General features: G+C 42.1%; 16 protein-coding genes, 2 pseudogenes and 1 other annotated feature. Of the genes and pseudogenes, 13 read left to right on the forward strand and 5 right to left on the reverse strand.

Annotated elements, in window-relative coordinates; translation table 11 throughout:
• Positions 1-13 precede the first annotated feature (13 nt).
• Positions 14-1774: a sensor histidine kinase gene (locus tag CEF13_RS03615; RefSeq protein ID WP_102709458.1), complete on the forward strand. Its 1761-nt coding sequence runs from the start codon at positions 14-16 to the stop codon at positions 1772-1774.
• Here CEF13_RS03615 and CEF13_RS03620 read toward each other — a convergent pair.
• Positions 1771-2280, reverse strand: coding sequence for a DUF1648 domain-containing protein (locus CEF13_RS03620; RefSeq protein WP_102709459.1), 510 nt, complete (start codon positions 2278-2280; stop codon positions 1771-1773). The genes CEF13_RS03615 and CEF13_RS03620 overlap by 4 nt on opposite strands.
• A 205-nt stretch (positions 2281-2485) precedes the next feature.
• Between CEF13_RS03620 and CEF13_RS03625 the strand changes: the two genes are divergently transcribed.
• Entirely contained in the window at positions 2486-3166 is a 681-nt protein-coding gene (locus CEF13_RS03625; protein WP_102709460.1) for an S-layer homology domain-containing protein, read from the forward strand.
• A gap of 176 nt (positions 3167-3342) precedes the next feature.
• On the opposite strand, the gene CEF13_RS03630 is transcribed toward CEF13_RS03625, so the two are convergent.
• Positions 3343-4020: a class I SAM-dependent methyltransferase gene (locus CEF13_RS03630; RefSeq protein WP_102709461.1), complete on the reverse strand. Its 678-nt coding sequence runs from the start codon at positions 4018-4020 to the stop codon at positions 3343-3345.
• A 257-nt stretch (positions 4021-4277) separates the two neighbouring features.
• Positions 4278-4515: a binding site (T-box leader), on the forward strand.
• A gap of 79 nt (positions 4516-4594) precedes the next feature.
• Between CEF13_RS03630 and CEF13_RS03635 the strand changes: the two genes are divergently transcribed.
• From CEF13_RS03635 to CEF13_RS03680, 11 genes and pseudogenes are all read left to right on the forward strand, one after another.
• Complete coding sequence (locus CEF13_RS03635; RefSeq protein WP_279588895.1) at positions 4595-5782, forward strand: aminotransferase class I/II-fold pyridoxal phosphate-dependent enzyme; 1188 nt, start codon at positions 4595-4597, stop codon at positions 5780-5782.
• Positions 5783-6020: 238 nt separating this feature from the next.
• The gene (locus CEF13_RS03640) at positions 6021-6704 is read left to right on the forward strand and encodes a response regulator transcription factor (protein WP_102709462.1); all 684 of its coding nucleotides are present in this window, start codon (positions 6021-6023) and stop codon (positions 6702-6704) included.
• A gap of 292 nt (positions 6705-6996) precedes the next feature.
• Positions 6997-7227, forward strand: a pseudogene (locus tag CEF13_RS29620) (histidine kinase dimerization/phospho-acceptor domain-containing protein); the annotation flags it as partial.
• A 162-nt stretch (positions 7228-7389) separates the two neighbouring features.
• A pseudogene (locus CEF13_RS29625) lies at positions 7390-7707 on the forward strand (ATP-binding protein); the annotation flags it as partial.
• A 93-nt stretch (positions 7708-7800) separates the two neighbouring features.
• Entirely contained in the window at positions 7801-8484 is a 684-nt protein-coding gene (locus tag CEF13_RS03650) for an ABC transporter ATP-binding protein (RefSeq protein WP_102709464.1), read from the forward strand.
• Positions 8481-11078 carry an ABC transporter permease gene (locus CEF13_RS03655; RefSeq protein WP_102709465.1) on the forward strand — a complete coding sequence of 866 codons (2598 nt, stop codon included), beginning with the start codon at positions 8481-8483 and terminating at the stop codon, positions 11076-11078. Before CEF13_RS03650 ends, CEF13_RS03655 begins: the two co-directional genes overlap by 4 nt.
• Positions 11079-11215: 137 nt before the next feature.
• A complete protein-coding gene (locus CEF13_RS03660; RefSeq protein WP_102709466.1) occupies positions 11216-11929 on the forward strand; it encodes an alpha/beta fold hydrolase in 714 nt (237 codons plus the stop codon).
• Between the two features lie 49 nt (positions 11930-11978).
• Positions 11979-12782, forward strand: coding sequence for a class I SAM-dependent methyltransferase (locus CEF13_RS03665; protein ID WP_102709467.1), 804 nt, complete (start codon positions 11979-11981; stop codon positions 12780-12782).
• Between the two features lie 86 nt (positions 12783-12868).
• Positions 12869-13690, forward strand: a complete 822-nt coding sequence (locus CEF13_RS03670; protein ID WP_102709468.1) for a VOC family protein — start codon at positions 12869-12871, stop codon at positions 13688-13690.
• 19 nt (positions 13691-13709) lie between these two features.
• Positions 13710-14501: a MerR family transcriptional regulator gene (locus tag CEF13_RS03675; RefSeq protein WP_102709469.1), complete on the forward strand. Its 792-nt coding sequence runs from the start codon at positions 13710-13712 to the stop codon at positions 14499-14501.
• The gene (locus CEF13_RS03680) at positions 14498-14857 is read left to right on the forward strand and encodes an MmcQ/YjbR family DNA-binding protein (RefSeq protein ID WP_102709470.1); all 360 of its coding nucleotides are present in this window, start codon (positions 14498-14500) and stop codon (positions 14855-14857) included. The genes CEF13_RS03675 and CEF13_RS03680 overlap by 4 nt, the downstream gene beginning before the upstream one ends.
• Before the next feature lie 116 nt (positions 14858-14973).
• Here CEF13_RS03680 and CEF13_RS03685 read toward each other — a convergent pair whose 3' ends face one another.
• From CEF13_RS03685 to CEF13_RS03695, 3 genes are read right to left on the reverse strand one after another with little or no spacing between them, the layout of a single operon-like run.
• On the reverse strand, positions 14974-16488 hold the full coding sequence (locus tag CEF13_RS03685) for an ABC transporter substrate-binding protein (RefSeq protein ID WP_102709471.1): 1515 nt from the start codon (positions 16486-16488) through the stop codon (positions 14974-14976).
• 29 nt (positions 16489-16517) lie between these two features.
• Positions 16518-17279: a response regulator transcription factor gene (locus CEF13_RS03690; RefSeq protein WP_102709472.1), complete on the reverse strand. Its 762-nt coding sequence runs from the start codon at positions 17277-17279 to the stop codon at positions 16518-16520.
• On the reverse strand, positions 17254-19017 hold the full coding sequence (locus tag CEF13_RS03695) for a sensor histidine kinase (RefSeq protein ID WP_102709473.1): 1764 nt from the start codon (positions 19015-19017) through the stop codon (positions 17254-17256). The genes CEF13_RS03690 and CEF13_RS03695 overlap by 26 nt, the downstream gene beginning before the upstream one ends.
• Between the last annotated feature and the right edge of the window lie 107 nt (positions 19018-19124).

Raw genomic sequence — 19124 nt, forward strand, 5'->3', positions numbered from 1 at the left:
GTGGGGCAGGGTAATGATGAAGAGGAAAAGAATGCTTCCTTTTGGCTATAAATTGATGATTTCCTATCTTCTTATCGTGCTTATTCCAGTTATTATTATCGGTTACTATGCATACACGACTTCTGTGCAATCAATAAGAGTGCAAGCAAGCTCCTCCATCGAGGGAACGCTTCAGCAGACAAGGGAAAATATTATGTATCAAGTGAACCAGCTCATTCGCATGACGGATCAGCTCTATTGGGATTATTCGATGCAGGAGAGTTTGAGATTGCGAGAGAATGGCTGGGTTGTTTATGAAACGACGATTAAATCAATCGAGCCGAAGCTGCAGAACGCAGTTAACTTAACGCCAAATCGGGCGCTGCTTCGCTTCTATGTGCAGAACGAGCAATTTCCAGAGATGTATGCTTTGCATAAAGCAGGCACGGATCCACTAGTTCGAATGGAGACGTATGAGCTGTTTCATATGAAACGGATTTTGTCTGAACCGTGGTATACGAATCTTCCCAAGGCAGGCAGCAATGGAATTGACAGTAGTGTGTATTGGCGTCAAATCGAAGAAGATGAGAAGTTTGGGAATATTTCGTTGCTTAGACACTTTTATGACTATAATAAGCTGCAGCATATTGGATTCATGAGAGTTGTTTCTAGAATTAAGGATATGCTCAGAAGCGTGGATTACGAGAAGCTTGGAGAGAGCAGCAGTGTTGTTGTTCTGGATGAGAATGAACGCATCGTATATGCTTCTTCTGGAAGCAGAACATTTGCGAAGCTTGAGTCATGGTCTGACAAATGGACTGAAAAGCATTTGATCGTCAAGCTGCCTCTGCCAAGCGTGAATTGGACTATAGTGGCTATGGTGCCAGACAAGCAGCTTCAGAAGGAAGCTGGTAAAGTGAAAAACTTAACGATACTGGTGTGCATTGGGAGCTTCTTCGTTCTAGCCTTTATCAGTTGGTTTGTTTCAAGGTTTTTTTCTATTCGAATTACTAAGATTATTCATTCGTTAAACGCATATCGGGATGGCCGATTCGATAAACGAATCCAATATAGCGGGAATGATGAATTCTATCAAATTGCAGAAGCATTCAACGAGATGGGCAATCATATTAATACGCTTATTCATAAAGTGTATCTCGTCAATGTCGAGAAGAAGGAAGCGGAGCTCGATGCTCTGCAAGCGCAAATTAACCCGCATTTTTTGTACAACACACTATCGTCAATTAGCAAGCTGGGCAAGCTGGGGGAGATCGATAAGCTGGATGAAATGGTAGCGGGGCTGGCGAAGTTTTATCGATTAACGTTAAATCGCGGCAAGGTTATTATTCCGGTGCAGCTGGAGATTGAGCAGGTTAAGGCCTATATCGCTATTCAGAAAATAAAGTATGGCAGTCGAATCGATGTTCTCTATGATATAGAAACAGATGTATATGGCTATGATACTGTAAAGCTCATCCTGCAGCCCTTTATCGAAAATATACTAGGACATGCTTTTTTCCAGGCCCATATCGTGATTACATTGAGGGCATATGTGGATGGCGAGTCTATTGTCTTCAAAATCATTGATGATGGAATCGGGATGAAATCGGAAACGATTAAACAAATCTGGGCGCCTGGCGGCACGGGGATCGGCTACGGTATACGGAATGTGGATGAACGGATTAAGCTCCATTTCAGCGCAAAGTATGGCGTGACCATCGGCAGCTGCTATGGAGCGGGAACGACTGTTATGATTAGAATTCCTTTATACAAGGAGAGTAAACCTAGCTATTAGACGCTTCGTGCGTATTTCTTTATTTTTAATATAAAATGCACTATTGTGCTAAAGAAAATAATTAAGGTGACAGGCAGCAGCCAGATGCCAAGTCCAGATGAGAGGCCCGCAGCGTTTTGAATAAAGCTCCAATGTACATAGCCTAGCATCGCAACAAGCTCAAGCTTCACCCAGCTGAGCATAATAAAAGTCGTTTTATAAATGAAGGGTGCATTTTGTTTCGTTATGGTAACCGGGTAATTAAAGTTATCAGGCTTTATTTTTCGTAATAAGTTTAAACCTGTATAAGTGGCAAGCGTGAATAAAGGTAAAATAATTAATGTTGTTTTGCTTCCCCAGCCGTCGGCTTCACCGCTCACATTGAAATGAATAGGGATTGTTTGCGGTAGATTGGACCATTTCAATATTAAATAAATGATGGAATAGAGCAAAATAACAAGCGATAGATAGTCAAGCCATTTTTCGGTACTAGATTTGGGAATAACTAAGACTGGCCTTGTTTCCATAAGAGCAGCACCGCCATTCAATTCATATTCATTTTTCCATTTATTATATCTCAAAATAATTAGTTTTGGTAATAATTAGTGTAATTAATTAGTAGGTAAGAGGAGTATCGACTACGGGTTCTCTGTTCAGCCGCTGCAACCTTTTCTAGTTCTTACTCGTTCGGAATAAGTAACAACCAAATCGATTAGGAAAGGGCGAACGATCATGAGAAAACGTTGTACAACAGCTATTGCAGCGGTCGCTGTAATGCTATCCACATCTTTTGCGACCCAAGCCTTCGCGGCTGCTCCTTTTACGGATATTGGAAATGTGAGCAATAAGGCGAAAATTGAAGCCTTGCAGCAGCAAGGAATTATTAAAGGGGTGAGCGATACGGAATTTAGTCCAGAAGAGCAGCTAACTGCTGCACAAGGCATTTCCTTAATCGTGAGAACGACGCAAATCAGCCTCGCAGCTATTGATTTTAATAAAGCGCCTACGGCGGATGGCTATTTTACGAAGGTGAAAAATGATGCTTGGTACGCAGAGGATTTCGTAATTGCACATTTCAATGGTGTAGATATACCTGCCGATATCGACCCGCGTGCGCCGTTAACCAAAGAACAGTTTGTTCATTACCTTGTTCAAGCAGTGGAGTCTACCGGTCAATACCCTTTAATCAAAATGTTCATTAATATTACGGACGAGAAGGATATCGATACAGCATATCAAGGAACCATTCAGCGTGCACTTCTGTACAAATTCGTCACTTTGGATGAGGAAGGCAGCTTTGATCCCTCGCATGTTCTTACCCGTGAGGAAGCAGCTGCTATATTATACGATGCTCGCAGCTTCATAGATGCACATAAGGACGCTGTGGTCACGGAGCCAGAAAGCAACGGCTAAGTTAGCGTAACAGGAAAAAGCAGCTGAACCGGAATTTGGCTATTCTGACCAGCTGCTTTTTTGCATATATTCACACAAATAAAAACGGAATTATTCGATTTTAACCTAATCAATCGTAATCCAATACTTGCATTACCCTTCCGGAATATGTTCAAGCATACCATTATTATTTTCGATCAGTTCTTAATTGAGGCAAAAACCGCAAAGCTGTAGTGTTTATATACGCAGTCGGTATGAGTAAAGCCAGCTTCCTGGAGCCAGTCCAGCTGCTCCTGTACGGTAGCATTTATATCGAGCTTTCTTCGTTCAATTGAAGCTTCTATAGCTTCCGTTGATAGGCTGGTTTCCCGAATGGCATTCTCCCATTGCTCCATGTAATAAGAATCTAAAAAGGCTGTTGAGCCTGCTGCTTGATCAGCGTTTACGAATATGCCTCCATCGACAAGCAGCTCATGAATTAAGCGGAATAATGCTTTTTTGGCATGATGAGTTAAGTGGTGAATCGATAAGGATGAGATAATCGCATCATATTTCTCGGTGTAAGGATAGCGTGTATAGTCTGCGGTGATATAGCTCACTGCTGAGTCATCTGAAAAACGGCTGCGTGCTTCCTTCAGCATTTCTTCGCTTAAATCGATTAAAGTAAGCGAAGCCTTGGGATACTTGCTGCGGATAAACGAAGAGAAAAGTCCGGTACCTGCCCCTAAGTCCAAAATTCTCGGCGTATCATTCGCACAGTTCACCCAATCGGCTGCTAGGCCATAAAAATCATCGAAGCATGGGATCAGTTGGCGGCGTTGACGGTCATAATCCCTGGCAACCGCATCGAATTGTTTTTTCATTATTTCACTCATCGTTATTCCTCCTCGACACCGATAATAGTAATGGACGGTTCCAATGAAAAGCTTACTTTATTTGTATAATACAGTTTCACTCCTAATAAAGGAAATATATAAAACAAATATTGTTTATAGTTTCATCCTATCAACGTCTGAATTCTAATGAGCAAAAAAATGGGTATTGTGCTTCCCTGTTTTTGGTGTTATCATGGGTGAAATTATAAAAATGATGCTGATTCATCCGATATTGAACGAATCAAACTTAAATAGCTTTACATTCGATGACGAGAAAGAGTACGTTAAACGACTGATCAAACAGAGAGTTGGGGCAGCTGAAAACCAACGTTCAGGCGTTAATGGAAAGCCATCTCCGAGAAGCAGGCTGAACATGAGTAAGCTCTGCCGCATTTCCAGCGTTAACAGGAACATGTGTTGATGGATACATGAGCGGAGTGTCACGCTTTAAGCGTGGAACTAGGGTGGTAACACGGGTGGAGACTCGTCCCTTTACAGGGATGGGTCTCTTTTTTTTGTTTTCAGATTGTTTGCGAAGCATTTTGTCCCACAAATAAATGTAGGAGGCCATCACATGAAAACATGGTCAATGAATGAGCTAATATCGCCGATTGTGCAGCAAATACCGCCTTCGGGCATTCGGAAGTATTTTAGTCTGGCAGAAGGAAACAAAGAAATTATTTCACTCGGTGTAGGAGAGCCGGATTTCGTAACGCCGGAGCGTGTTAGGGCCGCATGCGTGCGTGCGCTGGAGCTTGGCAAAACAACCTATACGCCAAACGCTGGTCTACTTGAGCTTAGAGAAGAAATCGCAAGCTATTTATATAACGGATTTCAAGTGAGATACGAGCCTTCCAATGAGGTTATCGTTACAGTTGGGGGAAGCGAAGCCATCGATCTGGCTCTGCGGGCTATTATTTCAGAAGGCGATGAAATCATAGTGCCTGTGCCTAGCTATATTGCCTATTCACCGATCGCGCAGTTGAGTGGCGGAAAAGTGATAGAGGTTGAAACGTATGCAAAGGATCAGTTCAAATTAACAGCCGAGGCTTTGAGCGCTCAAATTACGCCTCGCTCAAAGGTGCTCATCATCAATTATCCAACCAACCCGACAGGTGGAATTATGAATGAAGAGGATTGGCTGCCGATTACACGGATTGTAGAGGAGCATAATCTGATTGTCATTTCGGATGAAATATATGCGGAGCTAACCTATGACCAGAAGCATGTAAGCTTCGCTGCATTACCGGGCATGAAGGATCGGACATTGCTGATTAGCGGGTTTTCCAAAGCTTTTGCTATGACAGGCTGGAGGATTGGCTACGCATGCGGTCACCCTGAGCTTATTGCGGCGATGCTGAAAATTCATCAGTATACAGTGATGTGCGCACCGATCATGGGACAGATCGCGGCGATTGAGTCACTTAGAAATGGCATGGAAGACATGCATATGATGATCGAATCCTATGGTCAACGCAGACGGATGTTCGTACGCGGATTGCAAGAAATCGGATTGCCTTGTCATGAGCCGAAGGGTGCCTTCTACGCTTTCCCGTCGATTGCACATACAGGATTAAGCTCGGATGCCTTCGCACAGAAGCTGTTAGCTGATGCGAACGTCGCAACGGTTCCGGGGCATGTGTTCGGTTTGGGAGGGGAAGGCTTTATTCGCTGCTCATACGCTACCTCTGTATCCAAGCTGACAGAAGCGCTTGATCGTATGGATCGGTGCTTGAAGGCTAACGGTTGGGATGGGAGATAAGTAAGAGTGCCGTAACAATCGAAACTATGAATGCAATAATTTCGTATAACGCCAGTCCCTGTCTGATAAGGCGGGGACTATTTTGATTCAAGCAGCAGAAACAAGCCTTCCGATATGGATGAGGATTGGTTGTGTTTTTTGCAACACTACTGGATATATGATGTAATAAGTTGACTTGTTTTTTAAAAATACCTAGACCGTTTCATCGAAAGTAAAACGAAGTTAGGATGATGAACATATGAAAATATTGCTTGTGGAAGATGATAAAACGATAGCATCTGGACTTGAATATTCACTGCAGCAGGATCATTATACAACCGTCCTTTGCCATGATGCTGCTTCTGCGAAGAAGGTATTGGCAGAAGAGTTGAACCAAATTGCTTTATGCTTGTTCGATTTATCGCTGCCGGATGGGAGCGGCTATGAATTATGCCAAATCGTTAAAGGACAAAGTGATGTTCCCGTCATATTCCTCACGGCGATTGATGATGAGGTTAACGTTGTGATGGGGCTGGACATGGGAGCAGACGATTATATTACGAAGCCCTTTCGTATTCGTGAGCTTTTGTCGCGAATTAAATCAGTTTTGCGTAGATATCAGAGTCAGTCTCAGACCAAAACGATAATCGATATTGAGAATGTCCGGATTAACACGCTGGAGGGTAAGGTTTATAAGCTTGGCGATGAAATTACGTTGACAGCTTTAGAGTATCGCTTATTGCTCATTTTCGCCAATCACATTGGACAAGTACTTTCAAGAAGTCAGCTGTTAGAGCGGATTTGGGATGTAGCTGGCGATTTCGTGAATGATAATACATTAACCGTTTACATAAAAAGGCTGCGCGAAAAGTTAGAAGATCATCCGCAAACCCCAACCATTATCAAAACGGTACGAGGGCTCGGCTATAAGGTTGGTGATTAGCATGCTGCGCAATAGAGAGATTCAGATTCTATTAGTAGTGATGTGTACGATCAGTGTTGTGGCAGCCATTGCGGCTTCTTTCTTCTCGAGCATAACCTTGGTCTTCGTTATCATTACAGCAGTGCTGCTGATTGCTTGCAGCTTATTATTCACGAGCTGGAGATATCGCGAAATCGCGAAGCTTTCCGGCTATTTGCGTCAAATTAATAGCGGTAATTATTCTCTTGATGTCCGTGACAATCAGGAAGGCGAGCTTAGTATTCTGAAGAACGATATTTACAAGGTCACGCTTATGCTGTCCGAGCACAGTTCTCTTCTGCAGCAAGATAAAATTCAGCTTACAGATGCGATATCCGATATTTCTCATCAGCTGAAAACCCCGCTTACCTCCATGATGGTGATGTCAGATTTGCTAAGTGACGCTGAGCTGCCAGCAGCGAAAAGAATTGAATTCACACATAATATTCGTATCCAACTTGAACGGATTGAATGGCTTGTATCTTCATTACTCAAGCTTTCGAAGATTGATGCAGGAACGGTCCCTTTCAAAAAAGACCGTATAGAAGTGAAAAGGCTCATTCAAAAAGCGTTGGAGCCTGTTCTCATTCCAATGGACATTAAAGAGCAATCCATTTCAATAGAGGGAGAAGATACGGTCTCTTTTATTGGCGATTTAAATTGGACAACGGAAGCATTGATTAATATTTTGAAAAATAGTGTAGAGCACACGAGAGAAGGCGGAGAAATTACCGTTACTTTTGAAGAAAACGCATTGTTTACGGAAATTGTCATTGCTGATAATGGTAAAGGAATTGCGAAGGAAGATATTCCGTATATATTTAAACGGTTCTATAAGGGGAAAAATGCAAGTGAAGGCAGCATTGGCATTGGCCTTGCTATGGCACACAGCATTATTACAAGCCAAAACGGACATATCGAGGTTAGGAGCGAGCGAGAAAAGGGCACACAGTTTCGAATCAAATTTTACAAGGGGACCATTTAAGCAAAGTGACTAGAATGTCACTTTAAAGTCACTTGAAAGTCATTTTAGACAGATATACTAGCCCTATCAGAGCAACTAATGGAGGTTATGAATATGGAAATTTTGAAGATAGAGCATCTGTCTAAAATGTATGGAAAAGGTGAAATGGCCGTAAAAGCGCTGGATGATATTTCTTTTTCGGTAAAAAAGGGTGAGTTTGTTGCCATTATCGGTCCGTCTGGCTCTGGTAAATCTACGCTGCTGCATATGCTAGGCGGTGTGGACCGACCGACAAGCGGCAAAGTTATCGTTGATAACACGGATATTTATCAATTAAATGAAACACAGCTGGCGATCTTTAGACGCAGACAAATTGGCTTGATCTATCAGTTCTACAATCTGATTCCGGTATTAACGGTTGAAGAGAATATTACGCTGCCCATGCTGCTGGATGAGCACAAGGTGAACCAGAAGCAAATGGATGAAATCGTGAAAACGTTAAATCTGCAAACCCGTTTAAACCATCTGCCCAATCAGCTGTCAGGCGGACAACAGCAGCGAGTTTCTATCGGTAGAGCGCTGATTAGCAATCCGGCTATAATGCTGGCGGATGAGCCTACTGGAAATCTCGACAGCAAGAACAGCGGTGAAATTATCGATCTGCTGAAAATGTTTAATAAAGCTTATAAACAGACCTTGATCGTTATTACTCATGACGAACGGATTGCGCTGCAAGCAGACCGAATTATTGCGATTGAAGATGGAAGGATAGCTAAGGACGAGGTGGTTCGTCCATGAATATTGTCAACAAGCTTACGTTAAGACAATTAAAGCAAAACAAAAGACGAACGCTGGTTACGATCATCGGAGTCGTTATTTCAGTAGCGATGATAACGGCCGTTGCGACTATCGCGATCTCTTTCATGGAATTAATGCAAAGACAAACGATCGCGGATGAGGGAGAATGGCATGTTCTTTATGAGAATGTGAATAAAGATCAGCTTGCAGCGGTTAAGAAGGATGAAGCGACAAAGACCGTTGTCATTTCAAAGGATCTTGGCTATGCGCCTTTGAAAGGCAGTCAAAATGATAATAAACCGTATTTGTTTATCGAAGAGTATAATGCCGAAGGTTTCGAGCAGTTTCCCATTAAATTAAGCAAGGGTCGACTGCCGCAAGCAGCGGATGAAATCGTTATTTCGGAGGAAATTGCCTCCAATGCCAAAGTGGAATATGCAATCGGCGATAGTCTGACCCTTAATGTCGGGAAGCGTATTTCGAAAGAAGAGGAGCATATTCTGCTACAGCAGGACCCATATTTTACGGGTAACGAGGAAGCTGAAACCCTTCAAATAGAAACAACTGCAACCTACAAAATTGTAGGCATTATAAAACGCCCAGAATGGGAACCAACATGGGCGCCCGGGTATACGATTATCTCCTATATCGATGAAAGCTTAATCGGAGCAGACGATACGCTCAATGCGTCCGTTATATTAAAAAAAGTGAAAAGCTCTTTATACGCCCATGCGAAAAATCTGGCAGAGGAAAATAGCATCGAATCCATTAAATATAATAATAGTTTATTGCGTTATTACGGTGTGACGAGCAACGACGGCTTACGCAGCACGCTGTATTCCTTATCAGCGATTATTATGGCGATTATTATAGTTGGATCTGTATCCCTAATTTATAACGCTTTCGCCATTTCAGTCTCGGAACGCTCACGCCACCTAGGGATGCTCTCAAGCGTAGGGGCTACGAACCGCCAGAAGAAAAACTCGGTATTTTTTGAGGGAATGATTATTGGTTTGATCAGTATTCCTCTTGGCATCATTTGCGGTCTGATCGGAATTGGCATTACTTTCTGGTTCATTAACTCAGCGATTCAAGGGGCACTAGGTGTAACGGAAAAGCTGACGGTATCGGTCACACCATTATCGATTCTGATTGCCTGCGTTGTTTCGATGCTGACGATCTTCATCTCAACCTATCTTCCAGCACGAAAAGCATCTAAAATTTCGGCTATCGATGCGATTAGGCAGACGACAGATATTAAGCTTACCGGAAAAGCAGTGAAAACATCGAAGCTCGTTCGCAAGCTATTCGGAATTGAAGCAGAAATCGGTTTAAAAAATTTAAAAAGAAACAAACGCAGATACCAAGCAACGGTATTCTCGCTCGTCATTAGCATCGTTCTGTTTCTAACCGTATCCTATTTCACTGACAGCTTGAAGAGATCATTAATGATTTCACAGGAGGGTGTCAATTATGATATGCAGGTTTCATTTAGCAGTCAGAATAGGATTAGTGGAATAGATGAACAACTGATCCAATCGATTACTGCTCTGAAGGACGTAACGGAATTCAGTATGATGAAGGAAGCGTCTGCGTACTCCTGGATTGACGAGGCATTTATTGCTGACGAATTAAGAGATAGTGCAAAGCTGAATAACAATATGCTTAAGGACGGAAAATTTTCATACTTTATTTTGATACATTCATTAAACGAGGAAAGCCTGCAAGCCTATGCGAAAGAGGTTGGGATGGACTACAAAAAGCTGATGGACCCTGATCATTTGGCTGCTATTGTAATCGATACGATTTCGTATCAGGATAAGCAAATAAAAAAATATGTGGAAACAAAAGTTATTCATGCGAAGATTGGCCAAAGCTTCGATTTTTACGCTGTGGATAGAGATACAGAAAAAGAAATACCTCTAAGTACAATAGAAGTTGCGGCATTAACAGACAAAATTCCTATGGGTGTTCGTCCAAACGGATTAGGTGTCTTAGATATTGTAGTATCCGAACAAGTGATGGACAAACTGCTTGAAAAAAAGGCTTATGGTGAAATTCGCACAAATCTTTTTTTGAAAAGCAAGGATCCATTAGCAACACAACAGCAAATTGAGGAAATGAAAGAACGCAGTATTTATGTTCATAATGTTTATAAAAATAGAAAGCAAGAAGAACAGATGATCATGCTGATGTCCGTCTTTACTTATGGTTTTATTTTGTTAATTACGGCGATCTCGGTAGCAAACATATTCAATACGATCTCAACGAGTATCTCTCTGCGGAAACGTGAATTTGCAATGCTGAAATCTGTCGGAATGACGCCTAATGGTTTTAATAAAATGATTAACTATGAAAGTATATTTTACGGAATAAAGTCTTTGCTTTACGGACTTCCAGTCAGCATGATCGCGATGTATTTCATTCATAAATCCTTGATGAACAGCTTTAGATATTCGTTCGAGTTTCCTTGGGTAAACATTCTATATGTCATGGCTGCCGTATTTATCATTGTCGGCTCAGCTATGCTATACTCCAGCGCAAAAGTAAAAAAGGAAAACATTATAGATGCATTAAAACAGGAGAATATCTAGGTTAATTAAATAAATGGCGAGGCTGCTGATGTGTATCGGCGGCCTTTTTTTTATACGATCGAACTCAAGATATAACAATATGTGGTATAAAGGAAATATATGAAAAAAGTAATAACCAGATGGAGGACTGAGGTCAGATGTATGCATCCAAATACGTTAATAATAAAGATGTACGGATTCACTATTACGATTCACTTGAGAAATCAGATGAAAAGCTGACTCCATTAATAGTCTGTCCGGGACTATCCGAAACAGCAGAAGAATATTTGGACTTGCTGGAAGCCGTTTTCCCAAGAAGATGCATCCTTTTATCATTCCGAGGCCGAGGCGGTAGTGATACCCCCGAAAGTGGGTATAACCTGGAGGAACATGTATCAGATATTGAGTCGGTTGTGAGGGATTCTGGAATTGAGTCCTTTCATTTATTTGGTTATTCACGTGGAGTCGCATACGCATTAGGTTATGCACTGAAATACAAGGAAAAGATAAAATCATTAATATTAGGTGATTATCCCCCAGAACATCGAGCCATGCCTAAGGATTGGCCTGACGACTACATAAATAACTATTTAATTCCGGATAACCGAGCTCATCTCATTCGACCTGCAGCAGTTATGGGCATTCAAAGAGAATCTACCCAAATTAATCTTGAGAGCTTGTTACCAATGGATGTTTTATTGGCTAGAGGCAAACTTGAAGATTCGTTAGTCTCAGACAGCGATCTTAACCGTTATCAAAACATGTGTGTGAAATTATCAATAAAGGAATATCCACATTCAGGTCATGGTTTAAAAGGTGTAGATAAGCTATCTTTTTACAATGATATTGTACATTTCTTGGATCGTGTTTAGTAGAGGAGTGTTTGAACTTTAGAAGATGAATAAAGGAGGGAACTTGTTAATGGTGGATAATAATACGAATGTAATCAAAAACAGTTGGAATCAATGGTCCGATACATGGTATCCAAAGTATAGAACGGAAGAAGCTATTTCAAAAATAATTGCAGCCCCACAATCAGCATTTCATCCTATGACCTATTCCATGATTACGAAAGCCATGCCTAATCTACAAGGCAAAAGAGTTTGTGTTCCTTCAAGTGGAGACAATCATGCTGTGTTCGCCTTTCATTTGATGGGGGCTAAAGTAACATCATGTGATTTTTCGGAGAAACAGTTGGAAAACAGTGCCGTTATAGCTTCTAAACAGGGTTGGGATATTGAATTCATATGCGATGATACGATGAAATTAAGCCAAATAAAGAGCGGTGAATACGATTTTGTGTATACCTCCAATGGCGTTCATGTATGGATCAATGATTTGAATGCTATGTATACGAATATGAGTAGAATCCTGAAAGACAATGGCTCTTATATCATGTTTGATATTCACCCTTTTTTGCGGCCGTTCGGCATTGAAGCTTCAGAACAAATAAACGTCGTACAACCTTATGACTCAACAGGACCATTCGGAGAAGTACCCACTTTCAAATGGCGGATTCAGGATATAATGAATGCTATGATTTCATCAGGTTTAAGCGTTTCGCATATGGAAGAGATGTACGCGGAGGATGGTTCATTTTGGATAGATGAATCCAAAGAAGAAAGTGAGCAATTATCCAAACAAGAGCTTGAACGTTTGTGTAATTGGAAAATCAACCCCTTAGCTGCTCTTCCTCAGTGGCTATCGATACATGCAATGAAATGACATTTTACTCGAAAAAGATGATTGACATTCTACCAGCTAGAACCTTTAAGATGAGAGTAATAAGGAAATAAAAGGAGAATGTATCCATGAAAAGACCGAATTTTGGATTTGATGGCGGCTTTATTATGGCATCCTGGGATGGCTTCGAGGAAGCAGTAGAGTGGTATAGCGAGCATATGGGTTGGCGTTGTGCAGGGCAGGAAATGGTACCAGCTGGAAAGATGGCTTTCTTCCCACTTCCGCGCTTTGGACAGGCAAATTTGAAATCGTTTCATGATGACTTTATACATTATAAGGCAGGGGACTTAAACGAAGGCCATTTGCGCCTATGCTTCAGTTCGGAGGATTTAGAGGCTTTGACGGAGTATTGCGCAAAGAAGGGAATTAAGGTTTCAGAGCCTGCTCTTCTACCTGATGGCAAAAAATATGTAGATATTACAGCTTATGAAGGTGCTCGGATTACAGCTCTTGAGCATCCATCAATAGAAGCTTGTTTTCCGGACTCTCGTCTCATTAGCTTTGGGGCTATTGCACTGATCATTACAGTATCGGATCTAGACAGATCCATTAACTGGTACGAAGAGGTATTGGGATTCGAGAAGCTGGCCGATGTTCAGCATGAAGGAGCTGTACTTCTTCGTATGCCTATTTCCGATCATGGACAGAAAGAGCCTGATCCTAGCTATCCGATGCATGTGTGGTTAATTGAAGACCTTTCAATTACTGGATCTCTAAAGGGAAATCCGATGTCTCGTGTGTATTTTCATATCTTTCCTCATGAATTTGAAGCTTCAATTTCATGGTTGGCCTCTCATGGAATCGATATTCCAGATAAGGACTTGAATGACTATCATTTCTATGATCCTGATGGCAATCGAATTAATGTATGGTCGTATGAGATTTATTGATATGTAGGAGGAAAGCGGCATGATGATGACGATTCAGGCATTTGCTTTGCAAACTGGATTGCCAGCAACCACACTGCGCTACTATGAGAATAAGAAGCTGTTAGTACCAGATATGCGTGGTGGCAACGGATATCGCTATTACTCTGATGATCAAATTCCCATTGCGCGCCTGATTCAATCTTTTCGACATTCCGCAGTACCGATCAATGATATTCGCCAATTCCTTGGATCCTCTCTGGAGGATCAGGAAAAACTGCTTGAACGATGGAGGCAGGAGGTTGAAGAAAATCTAAAATCATTACAAGTCGCAAAACAATATTTGACTGGAATGAAGCCGGGGCAGAAAACCGTTCAAATGGTGAAGTGGGAGGATCAGACCATAATGGTCTGGTTTTCTCATGTTCTCCCATATTCCCAGCTTCCCTTCGAGCAGCCTATTGCTTTGAATATGAAGAGATTGGCAGCAGCCAATATGGACATAGTACCTGGCAGTTATATTCGTTTATTAAGCGCTTATGGGAATACACTGGAAGTAGAGATCGGTTACCACCTTACAGCTAAAGCTGTGAGATTTGATCAGCTGCAATTGCCCTCTGATTGGAATGCTCGTCTCGAATTGTTGAATCCAACAATGTTCGTTACAATAGAAGCGAGGAAAAGGGATAAATTTATGTGCATGCAGTACTCACGGATACTGAATAAACATGGATTCGATCCAATCGGACCTCGGTGGGATCGTTACGACACGGAGAACGAGGACCATTTTTTAGTATATATTCCGGTTGTACAGAAGGGTATTGATTTGAATTGATGAATAATATCATTGAATACTGTTTAAAGAAGAAAGGAGCGACTAAGAATTATCCCTTTGGACCCGATCCAATGGTGATCAAAATTGCGGGTAAAATGTTCGCGCTCATTTCTGAGAACAAAGGGGAGTATTCTTATTTAAACCTAAAATGTGATCCGGTTATAGCAGAAAATTTGAGAGAACAACATGAGAATGTTCGACCAGGGTACCATATGAACAAAAAACACTGGAATACGATTATTATGGATGGTTCCTTGCCAGAATCGGATGTGTTTGTTTGGATTGACCACTCTTACGATATGGTTGTCAAAAATCTTCCTAAGAGCATTCGAGAATCGATACCGGAAATGAACTAACCAAATAAACGCCAAGCCGCAATGATTTATGGCTTGGCGTTTACTATAATAGGCAGCAGCCTTCTGCTTTAACTGCCTACTGATTTTGATTTCTCTTTCTGCACTAGCACTTACCTCTATACGCCCCGCCACGCATCCAGCTGCTTCTGTATTTCTTTCTGTACCTCTTCGATGCCTGCTTGCTTTAGCTCCTCGTTGAACCTCGGGAGGATCGTGTCAACATCGACGGTGCCAGTCATGAGGCTTGGATAGTATTTCTTCCAAATCATCTCGATGTTATCTGTTTGGGTGGTCAGCTTGGATAGATCAGGAGTAAAGCCGAGAACGGTGGACTTGATTACTTCTGCGTTGTATTTGCGGAACTGGTCCCATTTATTGAGGGGTTCCGGGTAATCACCGCCCATTGTTTTCAGGATAAACCAGTTTCCTTGTGTGTATTGAACTCCTGCATAGCTTGCTGGTCCATCCGGGATCGGGTCGCCGTGGCTGTCTTTGCCGGGAATTGGGGCTGCTTGCCCATGCTCATCCAGCGTGTAATGCACTCCTTCAATACCATAATTAAATAAGTTTCGTATTTCAGGGTCGGTATTGAGCAGATTCAGAAACTTAATACATTCAATGGGATGCTTCGTGTTGGCATTAACAGACATGATTCCTCCACGGACCGATTCCGTGGTGACGATGCTAGGGGTTACGGGATTGGATACAACCTTATAGCCACGATCCTTACTCCAAGTAGTCTCCGAGAGTGGACCGCCGCCTGACGACTTCCAGAACACTTTAGCTCCACGCTTAAGTCCGCCAGGCTCTCGCAGCGCTGCGTCCTTATTAATGAGGCCTTCCTTATAATAACGACGTAAAGTGTCTAATATTTGCCGTGCTTCCTTTGTTTCGAAGATATTCACGGCCTCGGCATTTGGATCCAGTGATTTCACCATCAAAGGAACTTTATTGTTCACAATATATTCGTAGCCAGAGAGAGCGAAGAAATTGTGTGAATCTTGATCCAATTCCATAGGTATGTATGAAGGCTCTTCCTGTTGAATCATCCGGAGCAACGGTTCAAGCGATTCCAGCGTATTGTAATTGGTAATATCAATATTGTACTTTTTCACTATTGATGCAGGATACATCCAATGGTCACGCACGGCCAGCTCTTTATTGGTCGGTACACCGTAAATGCCTCCATCGTTCATTCGTACCCCTTGCCAGAAGGTCGGGTCAATGCTGTCGTACAATTCCTTACCCAGACTCGTAAGGTAATCATCAAGTCTCAGCCATGCCCCGCGCATAGCGGTGGTTGCATAATTGGGTGCAAAAGCAATGTCGAAAGGGCTATCTGCGGATATAAGCGTGTTCAGCCGATCTTCGTACTCTTGCCACCCTACTTTGATATAGGTGATAGTAACGCCAATTTTGCGAGCCATAATTTCATTGATTTTATCATTTACGAGCTGCAGATCCTTATCAGGCTCTCCAATCGTGTAATAAATCAGATTTACAGTGTTTCCATGGTATATATCATTGTTGTCGTTGCTAGGCTGGCGGGAGCAACCGGTCGTATACGCTGTGAGCAGCAGTATAATACTGATGGCTATAAAGATACTTCTGTATCTAGAGCGCTTTAGCATCTAGAGCCTCCTTTCTGCTGAGTCCGATGTTAACCCTTTCCCCGCAGATCAGAGGGGGATTTCCCGAAAAAGCTTTGAAAGTGTGTATAGAAATAATTGAGATTGTTGTAGCCAACGGATAGCGCGATATAAGAAATCTTCTCATCTGTCGATTGAATTCGTTCTTGTGCGAGGAGCATTCGAAAAGCCATTAAGTATTCTGAAAATTTCATTTCGGTTTCTTTAAGAAATAATTGTCCAAGGTAGGTACTATTCATCTTGAAGCGCTCTGCCACCGATTTCAAGGTAATATTCTGAGCATACTCCGTCTTGATCATTAGCAGAATGCGATTGACCAGCTTGGATAAGCTGTCATAGCTTACACCAAGCACAGGATCCTTGTTCAGATGCTCGCTGCTAATATTGCCTATCGTACCACCCAGATCTTCAACAATAATCTTCTCAATAACTTGCTGTAGCTTAGTACGTTCTACAGGCTTGAGCAGATAGTCTTTAACACCACAGCGAATGGCTTCTTGGGCATACTTGAATTCACTATAGCCGCTCATAATAATATATTTCGTCGGGATTTGAAGTTCATTGAGTTTGCAGATCGCTTCATATCCAAGATTTTTGCCAATGCAGACATCAAAAATGGCGACATCCGGCATCAGGTCTACAACCTTGGATATAGCCTCCTCCGTAGATTCACAAGTTTCGATTCGACCGAATCCGTATTGTTTCCAGTCCAGGATTCGCTTCATCCCCTCCAAAATCTGAGGTTCGTCATCCACAATCATCAGCTTGTACATGTTCAATCACCTCTTTTGAAATCCGTACAGAAATCTTGACTCCAGCTTCATCATTATTCACAATCTCTATAGAAAAGCTGTTCCCATAGAAGAAGTTAAGCCGTGTGTATACGTTGCGTAAACCGATACTATTGGAAGAGGTATCATCATGGTTCGACATTGTGCTTCGAATGGTATTTAAACGCTCCGCATTAATACCACGCCCATTATCCACGAATTCTAATACATAATGGTCTTCAGCTTCCCAGCCATTAACTACATACAGGTTAAACTCATTACTAGCAATAAAACCATGGATGAAAAAATTCTCAGCCAAAGGCTGCATCCAGAATTTCACGGTAGGAATCGAGAGTAACGCCGGCTCTACATTGACTTGATAATAAAAACGCTCTGGATACTTGAATTCCATAATTTCTAAGTACTTCTGCAGCAATTCCAGCTCGCTTGCAATAGAAATGATATTCTCCTTCTTAACAATTTCACGATAGAGCGCCCCCAAAGTAGCTATTGCATCAGCCGTGTCCCTGTCCCGGTTCACAAGAGCAGTGGAGCGGATAACCTCTAACGTATTGTAAAGAAAATGAGGATTAATTTGATGCTGAAGCGCTTTCATCTCGGTTTCTTGCTGCTTTAGCTTAAGTAAATATTCGTTACGTATATGCTTTTCTAATTGCTGAATCATATCATCTAATTCCCTTGCGATCATGCCGTATTCATTTCGACGATAACGGGCAGGGCGATTAGGTGTGAAATTGGCTGTTTTCACGCGACCAATCGATTGAATAATGCGGTGCAGGAAGCGGGCATCATCCCGCATATTATACACAATGAGCAGTAGTACGCTAATCATGGTCATTAATACGATTAGAAAAATGGTGATTAGCATCTGGGCATGCTGACGAATCAACGAAGCTAAATCAATGATGCTAACAAATTTGAAATTGAACTTGGTGGAGGGAAAGGTGACAAAAAATATATGCTTAAAAAGACCCTTCGAAACAAAACCATGACTGCGTTCATTCGCCGCCGCCAGACGGGTTAGTTCCTTCAATTCTTGGTCCTGCCCATTACCAATAAGGTATATGTCGCCGGAAGCACTGACTGCAGCAGCCTTGCCAAATCGATAATTTTGTATCGATTTAAAGATTTGGTCACTGCTGACCAAGAAACGCAGCTCCCCGAATTCCTGTGAGCCCAATGTTGGCTCCGATAGTTTCTTGCGATATACAAATCCCTTTAGAATGGTATCGTGGAAAGCTTCATCTGTGTTTGGCAGACCGAACATGAAACTTGCAATTCCGTTATCGTTAAATTGTACGACATTGCCATACTTGTTGGTATGCAGACTAATTTGCGTAATTTCACCCTGCGCCCAGCTGTACAGGTAGGTCTTAATATCCTCAGGGAAGGATACCAGCGGCTGTGAGAAATGGCTGTTTTGCAGTCTGCTGGTTAAGTAGCCTTCAGCACTGCTGCTTGAAAAGCTGCGAGCATCATCCATCAGACTATGATTGGAGTATATACGCTGCATGTAAGCCTCAATGCGGTCGGCATCATACTGCAGCTCATTCTCTACACCAGCGAAAGCATTAGCAGCCTCTATACGGGCATCACCAACCCACTGATTCAGCAGCATTGCACAGGTCAGAATGCCAAGCGCGAGTCCAATAGTGACGACGAAGATGACATAGGCAATAAACTTGTAACGATAAATTTTGATTTGTAAAAAAGAGCTCATACGACACCTCAATTGCAGTAGGTCGCCTTAAAGTAACCATTTACCATTCCACTTTAACATGATTAAGTAAAGCTTCATAGATAGCAAGAAAAAAGCATCCCTTACAG

The organism is Paenibacillus castaneae (assembly GCF_002884445.1).
Lineage (GTDB): Bacteria > Bacillota > Bacilli > Paenibacillales > Paenibacillaceae > Pristimantibacillus > Pristimantibacillus castaneae.

What these genes read in the sequence shown, in the direction of transcription:
- CEF13_RS03620 (WP_102709459.1), bottom strand. Translation starts at nt 2,280, where the DNA reads ATGGAAACAAGGCCAGTCTTAGTTATTCCCAAATCTAGTACCGAAAAA.
- CEF13_RS03675 (WP_102709469.1), top strand. Translation starts at nt 13,710, where the DNA reads ATGATGATGACGATTCAGGCATTTGCTTTGCAAACTGGATTGCCAGCA.
- CEF13_RS03630 (WP_102709461.1), bottom strand. Translation starts at nt 4,020, where the DNA reads ATGAGTGAAATAATGAAAAAACAATTCGATGCGGTTGCCAGGGATTAT.
- CEF13_RS03685 (WP_102709471.1), bottom strand. Translation starts at nt 16,488, where the DNA reads ATGCTAAAGCGCTCTAGATACAGAAGTATCTTTATAGCCATCAGTATT.
- CEF13_RS03635 (WP_279588895.1), top strand. Translation starts at nt 4,595, where the DNA reads ATGAAAACATGGTCAATGAATGAGCTAATATCGCCGATTGTGCAGCAA.
- CEF13_RS03655 (WP_102709465.1), top strand. Translation starts at nt 8,481, where the DNA reads ATGAATATTGTCAACAAGCTTACGTTAAGACAATTAAAGCAAAACAAA.
- CEF13_RS03660 (WP_102709466.1), top strand. Translation starts at nt 11,216, where the DNA reads ATGTATGCATCCAAATACGTTAATAATAAAGATGTACGGATTCACTAT.
- CEF13_RS03670 (WP_102709468.1), top strand. Translation starts at nt 12,869, where the DNA reads ATGAAAAGACCGAATTTTGGATTTGATGGCGGCTTTATTATGGCATCC.
- CEF13_RS03665 (WP_102709467.1), top strand. Translation starts at nt 11,979, where the DNA reads ATGGTGGATAATAATACGAATGTAATCAAAAACAGTTGGAATCAATGG.
- CEF13_RS03615 (WP_102709458.1), top strand. Translation starts at nt 14, where the DNA reads ATGATGAAGAGGAAAAGAATGCTTCCTTTTGGCTATAAATTGATGATT.
- CEF13_RS03625 (WP_102709460.1), top strand. Translation starts at nt 2,486, where the DNA reads ATGAGAAAACGTTGTACAACAGCTATTGCAGCGGTCGCTGTAATGCTA.
- CEF13_RS03650 (WP_102709464.1), top strand. Translation starts at nt 7,801, where the DNA reads ATGGAAATTTTGAAGATAGAGCATCTGTCTAAAATGTATGGAAAAGGT.
- CEF13_RS03695 (WP_102709473.1), bottom strand. Translation starts at nt 19,017, where the DNA reads ATGAGCTCTTTTTTACAAATCAAAATTTATCGTTACAAGTTTATTGCC.
- CEF13_RS03690 (WP_102709472.1), bottom strand. Translation starts at nt 17,279, where the DNA reads ATGTACAAGCTGATGATTGTGGATGACGAACCTCAGATTTTGGAGGGG.
- CEF13_RS03640 (WP_102709462.1), top strand. Translation starts at nt 6,021, where the DNA reads ATGAAAATATTGCTTGTGGAAGATGATAAAACGATAGCATCTGGACTT.